Here is a 14,855-nt window from a genome sequence, read left to right as displayed (position 1 = left end):
CCGGAGCGGCGGACCTGCCGGGGCACCGCGGCCATCAGACCGCCGGCGGAACAGCCGGGTGCGACTGGGTGGCGCAGTGGATGCCGCCGCCCCCGCTCGCGATGCCGTTGATGGCGATCTGCACCACCTCCCGGGCGGGGTAGGCGGCCTGCAGGATGGAGTAGGCCACGCCGTCCGCGTAGGCGTCGCCGAACCGGGGGGCGATCACCGCGCCGTTCGGGGTGTAGTAGTTGGTGTAGCTGGAGAGGAACTCGTCCCCCTTGCCGGTGATCCTGGCGCGGTCCGGGCCGGGCAGCTCGGTGACGGCCAGGCGGCGGCCCCGGGCGTCGGTGGCGCCCTGGAGGACCCGCCTGGTCTCCTCGTAGACCGCGATCCACTTGGCGTCCGCTCCCGGTCCGGGCCGGTCGAGGATGACCTTGCCCGGGGCCGTGAAGCGGGCCAGGCAGTCGATGTGGCAGTCGGTGATGTCCGCGCCCGCCAGGCCCGGCGCCCAGATGACCTTCTCGATGCCGAGCGCCGTCTTCAGCTCCTGTTCCACCTGCTGCCGCGTCATGCCCGGGTTGCGGTTGGGGTTCACCAGCGAGCTGACGGTGGCGAGCAGGGTGCCCTCGCCGTCGGTCTCCAGCGAGCCGCCCTCGCCGGTGAAGCCCGCCTGGACGCGGTTCACGGCGTACTCGTTCAGCAGGATGCCGGCGGCCGCGGCGTCGTTGGCGTAGGGCTGGGCGTACCGGGTGCCCGTCTTGCCCCAGCCGTTGAAGTTGGTGTCCACGCCGGCGACGGCTCCCGGGCCGGCCAGGAAGGTGGGTCCGAAGTCGCGGATCCACAGGTCGTCGACCGGTATCTCGATCACGTCGATGGCGTACCGCGCGCCGCGGCCGCACCGGTAGCGGGCGTCGGCGGCCTGGCCGGGCCTGGCCAGGACGACGACCGGCTCGAAGCGGGAGATCGCGTACGCGACGCCCGCGACGTCCGCGCGCACGTCCTCCAGCGCGGTGCCCCAGACGCGGGAGAGGGCGGGCCAGGCCATGTACGTACGGACGTGCGCGTCGGTCTCGGCGGGCATCGTCAGCCCGGCCGGGGCGGCCTCGGCGCGGGCGACGGAGGCGGGCAGGACCGTACCGAGGGCCGCCAGCGGCAGGGCCGCCGCGCCGAGCCGGAGCAGACGGCGGCGGGAGGTGGTGGGCGATTCCATGGGGGGCTCCCTGATGAGGAAGGGGCGGGGATGACCGGCATCCTTGCGCTAACTGAAATTTCAGTCAAGAGATGGGGAGGAACTCGTTCCGCGCCGGAGCCCACGGATCAGCCGAGGTGGTACTGGTCCACGACGATCGTGACGGGCCCCGCGGCGGCCGCCTTCCTGAGCCGGACGACGGCCAGCTCGTGCCGGTCGGGGCTGCGGACGCAGAACGGCCGCTCCCCCGCCAGGGCGGTGAAGGGCAGGGCGGTGACGGGCTTGGTCTCGATGCCGTGGAGGCAGCCGGGGACCGTGAGCGGCCCGCCGTCGGACACGAAGGAGTCGGACTCCTCCGAGGGCACGAGGGACTGGGCGTCCCGGGCGAGGAACCAGGTGGCCGTGTCGGCGGGCACCACCTTCCCGGCCTTCAGGTCGAACTCGTAGCCGGCGTCCGGCGCGGTGAGCTCGACCCGGGTGTAACCGGGCGGATAGGGGGTGGAGGACGGGGACGGCTGCTCGACTTCCCCATCCGCCGGGGCCCGGTCCTCCGCCGAGGCGGCGGCGCCCTCCCCGGGGTCGTCCAGGTAGTACACCGCTCCGCCGCAGGCCAGCAGGGTCGCGGCCACCGCCCCGGCGACGGCGGGCAGCCGCCGCCCGCGGCGCGCCGCCCGGCGGCCGGGGGACGGCGCGGGGCCGGCCTCGGACGCCGGCGCCGGCAGCGGGAGCGGCGCCGGGCCGACGGGGGCCGGGGCGGCGGACGCCGGCGCCGGGGCGCCGGACCGGGGCACGGCGGAGGCGGCGGCGGTGGCGGTGGCGGTGGCCGCCATGGCCGTCGGGGCGTGGGTGACGGGCCCGGGCCCGACGGGGGCCGGGGCGTGCGGGTCCCCGCCTACCTCCGCCCGGACCGGCCGGGGCAGCCAGCCGTCGGTGAACTCCGGCCGGCGGCCGACGGCGGGGTGGGCGTGGACGTACGCGATCAGCTCGGCGGTGGACGGGCGGTCCCCGGGCTGCTTGGCCAGGCACCACGCCACCAGGTCGTGCAGTTCGGCGGGGACCCTCGCCAGGTCGGGGTGCTCGTGGACCACGCGGTACAGGGCGCTGGACTCCGGCCCGGCCCCGAAGGGCGGCGCGCCGCCGGCCACGAACGCGACGAGCGCGCCCAGGGCGAAGACGTCGGTGGCGGGGGTGACCCGGTGGCCGAGCGCCTGCTCGGGCGCCATGAACGCGGCGGTGCCGATCCGCAGGCCGGTCCCGGTCAGCGCGGAGGAGTCGGCCGCCCGGGCGATGCCGAAGTCGATCACGCGGGGGCCGTCCCCGGCGATCAGCACGTTGGCGGGCTTGAGGTCACGGTGGACGACCCCGGCCCCGTGGATGGCCTGGAGGGCCTCCGCCACCCCCGCCACCAGCAGCAGCACCGTCCGTACCGGCAGCGGGCCGTGCCGGCGCACCACCTCGTGCAGGGAGGGGCCCGGCACGTACGCGGTGGCCAGCCAGGGCGTGCGCTCGTCCACCCCGAAGTCGACCACCTGGGCCGTGAACAGGCCGTGGATCCGGCGGGCGCTGGCCACCTCGCGGGCGAACCGCTCCCGGAACTCGGGGTCCGCCGCGAACTCGGCGCGCACGGCCTTCAGCGCGATGGGGCGGCCGCCGGGCGTGTACGCGAGGTAGACCACCCCCATTCCGCCGGCGCCGAGCCGGGCGTGGAGGCGGTAGCCGCCGATCTCGCGGGGGTCGTCGGCGGACAGGCCCGCGGGGGCGGGCGCTGCGCCGGGAAGCTGGTCGGACATGCGGTGCTCTTTCCACGATGCGGCAGATCAGGTGGCCGGTTCGCATCGTCTCCTTAACTAAAGTTTCAGTCAACGTGTGACAATACGTGCCGCACACCGCCGGAGGGCTCGCCCAGGAAGGACCACACCGTGACGGACCGCAGACGGGCCATCCTCGAGGGCGCCGCCCGCGTCATCGCACGCCGGGGCGTCCGCGGGCTGCGGGTGACGGAACTGGCGGCCGAGGCCGGGGTGTCCACCGCCCTGGTCTACTACCACTTCAAGGACCGGCCCGGCATCCTGCGGCAGGCCCTCGCCTTCATCGGGGACCGGGCCGACCGGTACACCGAGCCCTCGGACGATCCGGCCGCCCGGAGTCCGGCCGACCCCCGTGAGCTGCTGGAACGGACCCTGCTCCTGGAGTTCCAGGACCTGCCCGAGGTCCGCGAGAACAGCACGGCCTGGGGGGAGCTGCGGGCCCACACCGTCTTCGACCCGGAGCTCCGCGAGGAGCTCGCGGCGGCCGGCGCCGCCTGGGTGGCCGAGGTCGCCGAGCTGGTCGCCGCCGCGCGCCCGGCCGCCGCCCCGGCCGGGGCGAGGGGCGCCGCGGAGCGGCTGACCGCCCTGCTGGAGGGGCTGAGCGTGCGCCGGCTCAGCGGCCTCCTCCCCCTGGAGCACGCCCGGCACCTGATGCGCGAGGCGGTCCGGGTGGAGGTCGACCGGCTGGGCTGACCGCCCCGGGGGATCCATGGGCCGATCGGGTTCTCGTCCTGCGTGGCGGTTTGACTGAATTTTCAGTCAGTGCCACAGTGACGGGACGAGTCCACGATCGGAGTTCCCCCGTGACGAACCCTCCCCCCACCCGCCGGACCGTCCTGCGCACCCTCGCCGGCTTCGGCGCCCTCGCGCTCGGCGCCGCCGCCTGCGGCCCCGCGGACAGTGCCGCCGAGCGCCCCGGCACCCCGGCCGGCACCCCCGGCCAGACCGCCGGGAACGGCGCGAAGCGCAGGCTCGGCGCCGAATGGGAGAGCCACACCCGTACGTTCATGGCCTGGCCGGCCATCGCCGCCGGGGTGTGGGACAAGGACCTGCCCTCCGTCCGCGAGGACATCGCGCGGATCGCCCGGGCCGTCGGGAAGTACGAGGCGGTGGTCATGATGGCCCGGCCCGACCAGGCGGACGCGGCCCAGCGGGCGTGCGGGGAGCAGGTCGAGGTCATCCCGCTGGCCGTCGACGACCTGTGGGCCCGCGACACCGTCCCCGTGTTCGTCGAGGAGGCCGGGAAGGTCGTCGGCGTCGACTTCAACTTCAACGGCTGGGGCAACAAGCAGCAGCACGGCAACGACGCCAAGGTCGGCCGGGCCCTGCTACAGAAGTACGGGATCCCCCGGGTCCAGGCCCCCCTCGTCGCCGAGGGCGGCTCGTTCGAGACCGACGGCGAGGGCACCCTCCTCGTCACCGAGAGCTCGATCGTCAACGACAACCGCAACAAGGGGAAGTCCCGGGACACCATCGAGGCCGAGCTCAAGCAGACCCTGGGCGTCGAGAAGGTGGTCTGGCTGGCCGGCGTGCGCGGCCAGGACATCACCGACGCCCACGTCGACAGCCTCGTCCGCTTCGCCGCGCCCGGCGTGGTGCTGCTGGACCGCGCGCACCCGACCACCCCGCCGGACTCCTGGTCCCGCTCCGCCGACCAGGCGAAGTCCGTCCTGTCCAAGGCCACGGACGCCCGCGGCCGGCGCTTCCAGATCATCGACCTGCCGCAGCCGGACCTGGACCGGATCACGGGCCGGGGCGACGACTTCGTCTCCACCTACGCCAACTTCTACGTGGCCAACGGCGCGGTGTTCCTGCCCCGGTTCGGCGACCGGCAGGCCGACGACCGCGCCCTCGGCATCCTCCGGGAGCACTTCCCGAAGCGTGACGTGGTCCAGGTCCAGATCGACACGATCGCCTCGGGCGGCGGCGGCATCCACTGCTCCACCCACGACCAGCCCGGCAAACCCGCCGCCTGACCAGGCGCCCGCACGCACGCGGGGCCGGGCCCGGGGATTCCCCCGGCCCGGGGATTCCCCCGGCCCCGGCCGGGCGGACCGCCGTTACGGCGCCATCTCGTACGCCCCCGAGAGGGCTTCGACGCGCTCCCAGACCCGGGCCGCGCGGGCCTCGTCGACGACCGGGCGGCGCACCGCGCCGAGCGCCCAGTCCTGCTGCGCCGGCGTGGCGGAGTCCTTGCCGTGCAGTTCGACGGCGTGGCCGGAGAAGTCGCGGACGAGGACGGAGAACAGCTCGTCGAGGACGTCCCGGTCCAGGTCCGTCAGGCGGGCCTGCTCCAGGATCAGCTGGCCGTGCACCACCAGGGCGAACAGCTGACCCACGGAGAGCAGGAAGTCCAGGTCGCGGCTCTGCGCCTCGTCGGGGGCGAGGGTGGCGACGAACGCGCAGAGGGCGTCGGCCTGCTCGCGGAAGCGGGCGACGTTCGGCACCTCGGCGTACGCGTCGAAGGCGGGCCGCCAGTCGTGGAAGCGTACGGAGCCCAGGCCGCGGGCCGGGCCCTGCCGGAAGAGGAACTCGTCGTCGGCCGCGTCGAGGCGGGTCGGCACGGCCGGGTAGTCCACCGGCTCCAGCAGGTGGTTGCGCAGGAACTTGAGGATCAGCGCGAGGTTGACGTGGACGGTGCCCTCCAGCTTGGGCAGGCCCCGGATCTCGACGGCGGCGTTGGCGAAGTAGGTGTCCTTCTCGAAGCCCTTGGCCGCGATGACGTCCCACATCAGGTCGATGACCTTCTCGCCCTCGGTGGTCACCTTCATCTTCGTCATCGGGTTGAAGAGGAGGTAGCGGCGGTCCTCGGGACCGGCGGAGCGGAAGTAGTCCACGGCGCGGTCGCTGAACAGCTTCATGCCGACGAGGCGGACGTAGGCGTCGGCCAGCTCGCGGCGCACGTGCGGGAAGGCGGTGACGGGACGCCCGTAGAGCACTCGGTTCTGCGCGTGGGTGACGGCCTCGTACATCGCGTGCTCGCAGATGCCGATGGAGGCGGTGCAGAGATTGAACTTGCCGACGTTGACGGTGTTGAGGGCGGCGTCGAAGGCGGCGCGCCCGGTGTGCAGGACGTCCTCGGCGGCGACGGGGTAGCGCTCCAGCCGGAACTCGCTGACGTACTTGGAGGAGTGCACCACGTTCTGGACGAGCCCGTACGCCGGGTGGCGGCTGTCGGCGGCGAAGAACACGTAGCCGTCCGGGCCCTCGACGTCGGTGCGGCGGCCGAAGACGGAGACGAGGCCGGCGGCGTTGCCGTTGCCGATGTAGTACTTGGAGCCGGTGGCCAGGAAGCCTCCGTCGCCGTCGGGCTCCAGGAGCATGTCGGTGGAGTAGATGTCGGCGCCGTGGGTCCGCTCCGACAGGCCGAAGGCGAACACCTCGCCCTGGGAGAGGAGTTCGGCGGCGCGGGCGCGGGCGGCGGCGTTCCCGCTCTGCCAGACCGGGCCGAGGCCGAGGATGGTCACCTGCCAGGCGTACCAGTAGTCGAGGCCGTAGAAGCCGAGGATCTCGTTGAGGGCCGCGATCCGGGCGGTGTCCCAGCGCTGGTCCTCCCGGCCGGCGGCGGAGGCCGGGGTGAGGAAGGTGGAGAACAGGCCTTCCTTGGCGGCGAAGGCGAGGAAGTCCGCGAGCCAGGCGCGGGTGCGGTAGTCCTCCAGCAGCCGGCGCTTGCCGCGCTCCTCGAACCAGTCGACCGTGGCGCGCAGCAGGCGGCGGGTCTCGGGGTCGAAGTGCGCCGGGTCGTAGGTGCGCGGGTTGAAGAGGAGGGGGTCGGCCATGAGGGGTCGCCTTCCGGGAGGTGGTGGGTGGGGTGCGGTCAGGCGGACGGCGGCGGCGTCGCGCCGAGGCGGTGCAGGGTGGCGAGGACGTCGTCCAGCCAGGCGATGGTCATCCGCTCGTACGCGATGCCGCCGCGCAGCACGACGTGCTGGAGCTCCTGCCCCGCGTCGAGCGGGCCGGGGGCGCCGGGTCCGGTGAAGTCGCGCCGCTCGCCCGCGAGGTAGTGCGCGAGGCGGTCGGTGTGGGCGCGGTGGTGGCGTTCGACCTCGCGGACCAGGGCGGCCGGGTCGTCGAAGGCCGCGCCGCGGATCTTCACCGCGAGTTCGTGGCGCATGCTCTCGGGCTCGATCGGCTCGTGCAGCCAGCGGGAGAGGGCGGCGCGGCCGGGGGCCGCGACGGCGTACTCCTTCTTGTCCGGCCGGCCCTGCTGGGGCACCTCGCGGACGGTGAGCAGGCCGTCGCCCGCCATGCGGGCGAGGACGCGGTAGATCTGCTGGTGCGTGGCGGTCCAGAAGTAGCCGATGGACCGGTCGAACCGCCGGGCCAGTTCGTAGCCGGAGCCCGGCATCTCCAGGAGCGAGACGAGGATCGCGTGGTCGAGCGCCATGCCCCGATCTTTCTATGCAACTCGTTGCATAGACAAGCCCGGGCCGGTGAGACGCCGCTCACCCGGTGGCGCGCCCGGCCGCCCGCCCGGTCGGATATGCGTTTGCCGCCCCGGTACCCGGTGGCTAGCGTTCCCGATCGTGACCTCCCCCCTGCGCACCGAGCGCCTGCTGCTGACCCCCTATGTCCCCGGCGACGAGGAGGACTTCGTCACCCTCTTCCAGGACGTGCGGGTGTCGCGGTGGATGGGTGACGGCCCCGTCTCCGAGGAGGAGGACCGGGCGCTGTTCGGCCGGATCTTCACCAAGGTCTACGCCGGGAACCTGTTCGACGTGTGGGCCGTCCGCCGCGCCGGCGAGCTGATCGGGCACGCCGAGATCAAGCGGACCGACGAGGTCGACGGGTACGAGATCATCTACGCGCTGGCCCCCTCGGCCTGGGGTGCGGGACTGGGGACCGAACTGGCGGGCGCCCTCACGGCCTACGGCTTCGAGACCCTGGGACTGGCCGAGGTGCACGCGACCGTGGCCGCGGAGAACGCCGCCTCGCTGGTCCTGCTGGAGCGGATCGGCTTCGAGCACGTCCGGGACGTCACCGAGGACGACGGCGGCACCACCCGCGTCCTGACCCTGCGCCGGTCCGCCGCCGAAAGCCGTCAGGGGCCACGCCGGGGCAGAACGCGCCATACCGTCGTGGCCGGATCCCGCTGGTCGGCCGCGGTCGCTCCCGGTGCGGGGATCACGGCCGTTCGGGGCGGCGGGTACGGTTCCGGCATGGACGTTTCAGCAATCAGTTCGAACGCCGACGACCCGGTGCGGGCAGGGGCGATCAAGGAGACCGCCCGCCGGCAGCTGGTGGAGCTCGGGGCCGCGGGGCTGTCCCTGGAGGGCGTCGCGCGGGCTGCCGGGCTCGGCCGTTCCGAGGTCGAGGCCGTCTTCCCGCACCGGGACGACCTGCTGACCGCGCTGGTCGTCGACGCCTACGACGCCTCGGGCGCCGCGATGGAGCGGGCCGACACGGCCGGCGCTCCGGCGGGGGCCCGGCTGCTGGCCGTCACGCGCGCGCTGCGCCGGTGGTCCTTCGCGAACCCCGGCGAGTTCACGCTGATCTACGGTTCGCCGGTGCCGGGCTACCACGCCCCGCAGGACACCGTCCGGGCCGCCGCGCGGACCCCCGCCGTGCTCGCCGGGATCGTCCGGGCGGCGCTGGAGGGCGGTGAACTGACCCCGCCGCGGCGCGCGCTGCCCGGTCCCCCGCTGCTGCTGCCGGCCGCCGTGGAGGCCTTCGGCGGGGTGCCCGAGGCACCGTTCTCGGACATCATCGAGCGCGGCATCGTGCTGTGGAGCAACCTCATCGGGCTCTTGGTGTTCCAGGTCTTCAGCCGCACCCACGACAGCGTCAAGGACGAGGCCGCGTACTTCGACTACGCCATCGCCGTGGCGGCCGAGGCCATCGGGCTCGACGTCCCGCTGGGCGAACCCACCGACTGACCCCCTCTGCCGCCCCCGCGGCACCCTGCAGGAAACCAGGCCTTGAACACCATCAGAACCCTCTGCTTCGTCATCGCGGCGCTCTCCTCGTACGCCGCGCTCATCTACCGGCTGTGCCAGGCGCGGCGCAGCCGGCACGACAGCGCCTACTGGACGCTGATCGCCACTCTGGTCCTCCAGTGCCTCACCTTCACCTTCGGTGCCATCGCCATGGGCGGCCCGCACCTCCTGGGCGTCGGCAACCTCGCCATCCTCCTCATGCACCTGTCGGCGGTGGCCTACTGCGTCGCCGCGGAGATCATCCTGCTGCGGTGGGCGGCCCCCGAGGAGGAGGCGCGGCGCAGGACGCGGTGGTGGGTGATCACCGGGAGCGCGCTGAACGTGGCCCTGGTGGCGCTCTTCCTCCTCGCCGACGGAACCTCCCGGCCGTCCACGGACTTCGACACGGGCAGCGGGCAGCCGCTGGTCCTCGTCTATCTCCTGGCCTTCATGGCCTCCCAGGCGCTGCCGTGCGTGACCATCTTCCGCCAGTGCGGCGAGTACGCGCGCATGACGGACAACGAGTCGCTGCGGCAGGCGCTGCGGGTGCTGCGGGTGGCCGCCGTGGTGCTGTTCCTGTACTGCTCGTGCCGGACGGTCAACATCCTGACGGCCGCGGCCGGGGTCGACATCGGCGTCTGGAAGCTGGCCTCGAACCTCTTCAGCGCGGCGGGCATCGTCATCCTGTCGCTCGGCCTGACCAACTCCTCGTGGGGTCCGGCGGCGTCGAGGCTGCTGGCGTGGGGCCGCAGCTACCGCTCGTACCGGGCGCTGTACCCGCTCTGGCGGGACCTGTACGAGTCCTCGCCGGACATCGCCCTGGAGCCGCCGGGCGCCTCGGTCTCGGACCTGGACTACCGGCTGCACCGCCGGGTCGTCGAGATCCGCGACGGGTGGCGGGACCTGCGCCCGTACATCGACCGTACGACCGTGGGCGGTTCGGACGGCGGGTCGGCCCGGGAGGAGAGCGAGGAGTCGCGGCAGGCCTTCACGGAGGCGGCGCGGATCAAGCGGGCCCTGCTGGCCAAGCAGGCCGGGACCATGCCGCACGACAACAAGGACGCGGGCGACTTCGACGACCGCGACACGGACAACTTCACGGCGGAGGTGGCCTGGCTCACCAAAGTCGCGGCCGCCTACAGTAAACTCGGCACCGCGAGTTGAAGCTCCCGCCCGGTTCGTATCCCCCGTCGAACCGGGCGGGTCTCCCCCGTTCCCCCCGCTTTTTTCACGTCGGGCCGGACGGGTGGCTCCCGCCCGGACTGGCCCGGCCCATCCCCCGAGGGCCGGGCCAGTCCGATGTCACCGCCCGCCAACTCGTCGCACTTCCCCCGTGACGAGTTAGCTGGCAGCTATCGGCGAGACCCAACGTTGGCGGAGTCCAGGCCAATTGTCAACTGACCGCTATTCTGTGAAACTGGCGTATAGCCAAGGGCTATACCGAGGAGGTGACGGGAGGAAGATTCACCATGACCGAGTGCGACGACCGGCCCCTGCTCGCCAGGCGCCTCGACGACCTGTTCAAGACGGTCCGTCCCAAGGGCAGGCACTGGACCAACGCCGAGGTGGCGGAGGAACTGAAGCGGGCCAACCCCGAGCTCAAGGCCGGGGGTGTCTATCTGTCGCAACTGCGGACGGGGAAGCGCTCCAACCCCTCACCCGACCTCCTCGCGGCCCTGGCCAGGTTCTTCGGCGTCTCGGTCGCCTACTTCTTCGACGACAAGGTCGCCGAGTCCGTCCTCAGCCAGGTCGCCGCCATCGAGGCGCTGCGGCAGTCCGGGGTCCGCGCCGTGGCGATGCGCGCGGCCGGGATGAAGAAGGAGAACCTCCAGGCCATCACGGCCATCATGGACCAGTACCGGCAGATGCAGGGCCTCCCGCCGGTCACCGACGCCCCCGTCGCCGACTCCCCCGCGGCCGACGGTCCCGGCCCCTCCGAGCCCGTATGAGGGGCGCCTGGAAGGAGCGGGCCGCCGACCACGACCGCCGCAGCCGGCTCAAGAAGCTCCGGAAGGCCGGCGCCCGGCGGCTCGCCGAACTCGACCTCCCCGAGGTGACCGACGTCGCCGAACTCTGCCGCCACCTCGGCGAGGCGCGCGAGCGGCCGATCATCCTGGTCCCGATGCAGATGCCCTCGTCGCACCCGTGCGGCATGTGGGTGGCCGCCCGCGACGAGGACCTGATCTTCTACGACGCCAACACCACCAGCGCGCATCAGGAGCACATCATCTTGCATGAGCTGGGCCACATCATCTGCTGCCATCGCGGGGCCGGCGGACTGGACGAGGCGGCCGCCCGCCTCCTCTTCCCCGACCTCGACCCCGACCTCGTGCGCGACATGCTCCTGCGCGCGACCTACGACGACGTCCAGGAGCAGGAGGCGGAGATCATCGCCTATCTGCTCGCCCAGCGGATGGAGGGCGCCGAACAGCCCTCCCCGCCGCACGGCGCGGAAGCGGGCGAGGACGGCGACCCGGGGACCACCGCCATGCTCAGCCGGATCGAACGCACCCTCTTCTGACGTGGACCGCTTACCGCGCGGCGGCGGACGCCACCTCCTCGGCCAGGACCGCCACGGCGCGGCGGATGTCGTCCTCGCGGTGCTCGCCGGTGACGAAGAACCGCAGCCGCGACAGCCCCTCCTCCACGGCGGGGTGGAAGATCGGGTCGGCGATGACGCCCCGGGCGTAGAGCCCGTCCGCGACGCGCAGGGTGCGCGCCGAGTCCCCGAGGATGCACGGCACGATGGGCGTGTGGGCGCTGGAGCCGGTCGCCAGGCCGGCGGCCCGGGCCAGGCCCAGGAAGAGCTCGGAGTTGCGCCGCAGCGCCCCCACCCGCTGCGGCTCCGCCACCATCAGCTCGGTGGCGGCCAGGGCCGCCGCCGCGTTGGGCGGGGTCAGGCCGACGCTGTAGACGAAGCCGGGGAGGGTGTGGCGCAGCCACCGCACCATCCGGGCGGAGCCCGCGAGATAGCCGCCGCAGCTGGCGAAGGCCTTGGAGAGGGTGCCCATCCACACGTCCACGTCGGAGCGGTCGACGCCGAAGAACTCGCCGACGCCCCGGCCCCGTTCGCCGACGGTGCCGATGCTGTGCGCCTCGTCCACCATCAGCAGGGCGCCGTAACGTTTCTTCAGTTCGATCACGGCGGGCAGGTCGACGAGGTCGCCGTCCATGCTGTACGCGCCCTCGACGGCGATCAGCACCCGGCGGAACCGGGACCGGTTGAGCCGCAGCAGGTGCTCCAGCCGCTCCGTGTCGTTGTGCGCGAAGGGGCGCCGGGCCGCGCCGGACAGGGCGCAGCCCTGGAGGATGCTGTCGTGGGCGAGGGCGTCGTGGAGGACGAGGTCCCCGGGGCCGACGAGGTGTCCGATCGCGGTGACGTTGGTGGCGTGGCCGCTGACCAGCGTCAGGCAGTCCCCGACGCCGAGGAACTCGGTCAGGGCCCGTTCGAGGCGGACGGTGAGGTCGCGTTCGCCGGACAGGACCCGGCTCGCGGAGACGGACGTGCCGTAGCGTTCCACGGCCCGGTGCACGGCCTCGTTGACCGCGGGGTGCCCGGAGAGGCCGAGGTAGTTGTAGCTGCCGAAGGAGAGGTACGGGCGGCCGCCGATGACGGTGGTGTCGCGGAGGGTGCCCTCGTGGACGCGGAAGTACGGGAAGGCCGCCCCGGTGTCGGCGAGGGAGCCCAGGAGCTGTTCGAGCTTGCCCACCTCCGGGAACTCGTCGACGTTCGCCGTGTCGGCGCTCCACCCCGGCCCGGCCGGCGGGGCCGGCTGCGGCGCGGGGGCCTGCGGGCCGGTGCGGTCGGCTCGGTCGGTGCGGTCGGTGCGGTCGGTGCGGTCGGTGCGGTCGGGGTCGACGAGGTCGATCAGGTGGCCGACGGTGAGGTCCGGGGAGAACATCTCCTCGGTCCTGAACCCCGGCACCCGGTTCGCGATCCGCGTGTCCAGCTCGTGCAGCATCAGGGAGTCGAAACCGAGGTCGGCGACCAGCGTCTGGTCCTCGTGCAGGTCGGACAGGGGGTAGACGCCGGTCCGCGACACCTCTTCGAGGACGAGGGCCGCGGCGGCCGCCCCACCGGACCGCGGCCCGGACCGCGTCGCCTCCGGCTCCGTCCCGCGCAGGCCCCCCGCGGGTGCGGGGTCCGGGTCGGCGGTGTCGCGGGCCGACTCGTCCACGATCCAGTGGCGGCGCGGGGCGAGGGGCGTCGGCGGCAGGGTGCACGGGGGGATGCGCTCCCCCGCCGGCGCGGGTGCGGGCGTCCCGGCGGACGGGCCGGGGGCCCGGCCCGCCTCCACGTCCTCGGCCGCGCCGGTCAGCCGGGCGACCGCGTCGGCGGTGTCCCGGACCTCCACGGTGAGGCGTTCGGGCAGCGCGGCGCGGCGGGCCAGGGTGTCGGCCACGGCGGCCAGCGGCGGCCGTTCCCCGTCGAGGGTACGGGCCAGGTCCCGGGCGTACCCGGCCAGCCCGGCCCGGTCGCGGGCGCTCAGGGCCAGGACGTACGGCCCCTCGGACGGCGGCGGGAGGGGCTGCGGCGCGGTGTCCTCCTCGACGACCAGGTGCACACCGGTACCGCCGAAGCCGAACGCGCTGACGCCCGCCCGGCGCGGCCGGCCGTCCGGCGGCCAGAGGACCGGCGCGGTGGCCACGGTCAGCCGGGCGGCGTCGAGGAGGGAGGGGTCGGCGAGCCCGAACTCCGGTTGCGGGGGGATCACCCCGTGCCGGACGGCCAGGACCGACTTGATGAGCCCGGCCAGCCCGGCGGAGTTCAGGGAGTGCCCGACCACCGCCTTGACCGCGCCCAGGTGGGCGGGGACCGCGTCCGGCCCGCGCAGGTCGCGCAGGACGGCGAGTTCGACGGGGTCGCCGACGGTGGTGCCGGTGCCGTGCGCCTCCAGGTAGCCGACCTCTCCGGGGGCCAGGCCGGCGTCGCGGTAGGCGCGGCGCAGGGCGCGCAGCTGTCCGGCGGCCTGGGGGTGCATGCCGCCCTGCACGGTGCCGTCGTTGGCGGTGCCGACACCGCGGATCACCGCGTACACCCGGTCGCCGGCCGCCCGTGCGTCGGCCAGGGGCCGCAGGACCAGCACCCCGGCGCCCTCGCCGAGGACGAAGCCGTCGGCGTCGGCGCCGAACGGCAGGCAGCGGCCGCTGCGGGAGATGGCGCCGATCCGGCAGAGCCCGACGAGCAGGTCGGGGGTGACGACCAGCTGGGCGCCGCCCGCGAGGGCGATGCGGGTGCGGCCGGAGCGCAGCGCGTGGACGGCGTTGGCCACGGCCAGCAGGCCGCCGGAGCAGGCGGAGTCCAGGGCGTAGCTCTCGCCGTGCAGGTCGAAGACCGAACTGATCGTGTTCGGGCCCATGTTGAGCAGGATCCCGGCCACGGAGGTGCCCTGCATCCCGTCGACGGCTCGGGCCGTCTCGCGCCAGTGCGCGTCGCCGGGGCGCGCCCCGAATTCGCCTCCGGCCAGCTGGCGCATGCGGATCTGGAGGGTGGTCAGGCCCCGGTAGCCGCTGTCGGTGAGGGCCGTGATCACCGAGGTCTCCTCGCGGTCGAAGCCGTCGGCCTCCCATCCGGCGTCCTGGACGGCCTCGCGGGCGAGGTCGATCAGCAGCCGGTGCTGGGGGTCCATGGCCTTGGCGCGCCGCGGCGGGATGCCGTAGTGGGCCGCGTCGAAGCGGTCCACGTCGGGCAGGAGCGCCATGGTGTCGGTGTAGGCGGCGGAGGTGTCGCGGAAATCGGCGCTGAGGAAGGCGTCGGCGCGCCAGCGCGTGTCGGGGACGCGGCCGAACTGGGCCCGCGGGTCGGTCAGGAGCCGCCAGTACTCGTTCAGGTTCCGCGCCCCCGGGAAGCGGCAGGCCATGCCGACGACGGCTATGTCGTCGCGGTGCCCGCCGGGTTCCCGTGCCTGTCCCTGGCCCTGTCCCTGCCCCGCTCCCCTGGGGTCCACTGTGGAATGCATC

Annotated in this window: 11 protein-coding genes and 1 pseudogene; 7 read left to right on the top strand and 5 right to left on the bottom strand. The window is 73.8% G+C overall.

All coding sequences use genetic code 11. The annotated features are described in order from the left end of the window. Positions 1-34 precede the first annotated feature (34 nt). Positions 35-1,192 carry an agmatine deiminase family protein gene (locus ACZ5NJ_RS09115; protein ID WP_468764049.1) on the bottom strand — a complete coding sequence of 386 codons (1,158 nt, stop codon included), beginning with the start codon at positions 1,190-1,192 and terminating at the stop codon, positions 35-37. A gap of 107 nt (positions 1,193-1,299) precedes the next feature. Beyond that, positions 1,300-2,961 (bottom strand): serine/threonine-protein kinase, encoded by a 1,662-nt coding sequence (locus ACZ5NJ_RS09110; protein WP_468764048.1) that lies wholly within the window; start codon positions 2,959-2,961, stop codon positions 1,300-1,302. A 129-nt stretch (positions 2,962-3,090) separates the two neighbouring features. Between ACZ5NJ_RS09110 and ACZ5NJ_RS09105 the strand changes: the two genes are divergently transcribed. Together ACZ5NJ_RS09105 and ACZ5NJ_RS09100 are read left to right on the top strand one after the other, a co-directional pair. Continuing rightward, the gene (locus ACZ5NJ_RS09105; protein WP_468764047.1) at positions 3,091-3,672 is read left to right on the top strand and encodes a TetR/AcrR family transcriptional regulator; all 582 of its coding nucleotides are present in this window, start codon (positions 3,091-3,093) and stop codon (positions 3,670-3,672) included. A 110-nt stretch (positions 3,673-3,782) separates the two neighbouring features. Next, positions 3,783-4,955, top strand: a complete 1,173-nt coding sequence (locus tag ACZ5NJ_RS09100) for an agmatine deiminase family protein (RefSeq protein ID WP_468764046.1) — start codon at positions 3,783-3,785, stop codon at positions 4,953-4,955. Positions 4,956-5,039: 84 nt separating this feature from the next. Here the strand turns inward: ACZ5NJ_RS09100 and ACZ5NJ_RS09095 are convergent, their stop codons facing one another. Both ACZ5NJ_RS09095 and ACZ5NJ_RS09090 read right to left on the bottom strand, forming a co-directional pair. Next, positions 5,040-6,758 carry an acyl-CoA dehydrogenase family protein gene (locus ACZ5NJ_RS09095; RefSeq protein WP_468764045.1) on the bottom strand — a complete coding sequence of 573 codons (1,719 nt, stop codon included), beginning with the start codon at positions 6,756-6,758 and terminating at the stop codon, positions 5,040-5,042. A gap of 38 nt (positions 6,759-6,796) precedes the next feature. After that, positions 6,797-7,366 carry a PadR family transcriptional regulator gene (locus tag ACZ5NJ_RS09090; RefSeq protein WP_468764044.1) on the bottom strand — a complete coding sequence of 190 codons (570 nt, stop codon included), beginning with the start codon at positions 7,364-7,366 and terminating at the stop codon, positions 6,797-6,799. A 139-nt stretch (positions 7,367-7,505) separates the two neighbouring features. On the opposite strand from ACZ5NJ_RS09090, the pseudogene ACZ5NJ_RS09085 reads away from it, so the two are divergent. From ACZ5NJ_RS09085 to ACZ5NJ_RS09065, 5 genes and pseudogenes are all read left to right on the top strand, one after another. Beyond that, positions 7,506-8,003: pseudogene (locus ACZ5NJ_RS09085) on the top strand (GNAT family N-acetyltransferase); the annotation flags it as partial. Between the two features lie 135 nt (positions 8,004-8,138). Further along, positions 8,139-8,855 carry a TetR/AcrR family transcriptional regulator gene (locus ACZ5NJ_RS09080; protein WP_468764312.1) on the top strand — a complete coding sequence of 239 codons (717 nt, stop codon included), beginning with the start codon at positions 8,139-8,141 and terminating at the stop codon, positions 8,853-8,855. 42 nt (positions 8,856-8,897) lie between these two features. After that, on the top strand, positions 8,898-10,058 hold the full coding sequence (locus tag ACZ5NJ_RS09075) for an MAB_1171c family putative transporter (protein ID WP_468764043.1): 1,161 nt from the start codon (positions 8,898-8,900) through the stop codon (positions 10,056-10,058). 305 nt (positions 10,059-10,363) lie between these two features. Continuing rightward, positions 10,364-10,843 carry a helix-turn-helix domain-containing protein gene (locus ACZ5NJ_RS09070; protein WP_468764042.1) on the top strand — a complete coding sequence of 160 codons (480 nt, stop codon included), beginning with the start codon at positions 10,364-10,366 and terminating at the stop codon, positions 10,841-10,843. After that, entirely contained in the window at positions 10,840-11,415 is a 576-nt protein-coding gene (locus ACZ5NJ_RS09065) for a toxin (RefSeq protein WP_468764041.1), read from the top strand. The genes ACZ5NJ_RS09070 and ACZ5NJ_RS09065 overlap by 4 nt, the downstream gene beginning before the upstream one ends. 10 nt (positions 11,416-11,425) lie before the next feature. Here ACZ5NJ_RS09065 and ACZ5NJ_RS09060 read toward each other — a convergent pair whose 3' ends face one another. Then, positions 11,426-14,854 carry an aminotransferase class I/II-fold pyridoxal phosphate-dependent enzyme gene (locus ACZ5NJ_RS09060; RefSeq protein ID WP_468764040.1) on the bottom strand — a complete coding sequence of 1,143 codons (3,429 nt, stop codon included), beginning with the start codon at positions 14,852-14,854 and terminating at the stop codon, positions 11,426-11,428. Position 14,855: the final 1 nt, after the last annotated feature.

This window comes from Streptomyces sp. NPDC032091 (assembly GCF_055580265.1).
The sequence above is the reverse complement of the archived record's forward strand: the minus strand, read 5'-3'. Positions and strand labels throughout refer to the sequence as shown.

Bases quoted from the DNA above. Each gene is read 5' to 3' on its own strand.
- ACZ5NJ_RS09110 (WP_468764048.1), bottom strand. From the start codon at position 2,961: ATGTCCGACCAGCTTCCCGGCGCAGCGCCCGCCCCCGCGGGCCTGTCC.
- ACZ5NJ_RS09090 (WP_468764044.1), bottom strand. From the start codon at position 7,366: ATGGCGCTCGACCACGCGATCCTCGTCTCGCTCCTGGAGATGCCGGGC.
- ACZ5NJ_RS09065 (WP_468764041.1), top strand. From the start codon at position 10,840: ATGAGGGGCGCCTGGAAGGAGCGGGCCGCCGACCACGACCGCCGCAGC.
- ACZ5NJ_RS09070 (WP_468764042.1), top strand. From the start codon at position 10,364: ATGACCGAGTGCGACGACCGGCCCCTGCTCGCCAGGCGCCTCGACGAC.
- ACZ5NJ_RS09060 (WP_468764040.1), bottom strand. From the start codon at position 14,854: ATGCATTCCACAGTGGACCCCAGGGGAGCGGGGCAGGGACAGGGCCAG.
- ACZ5NJ_RS09115 (WP_468764049.1), bottom strand. From the start codon at position 1,192: ATGGAATCGCCCACCACCTCCCGCCGCCGTCTGCTCCGGCTCGGCGCG.
- ACZ5NJ_RS09095 (WP_468764045.1), bottom strand. From the start codon at position 6,758: ATGGCCGACCCCCTCCTCTTCAACCCGCGCACCTACGACCCGGCGCAC.
- ACZ5NJ_RS09080 (WP_468764312.1), top strand. From the start codon at position 8,139: ATGGACGTTTCAGCAATCAGTTCGAACGCCGACGACCCGGTGCGGGCA.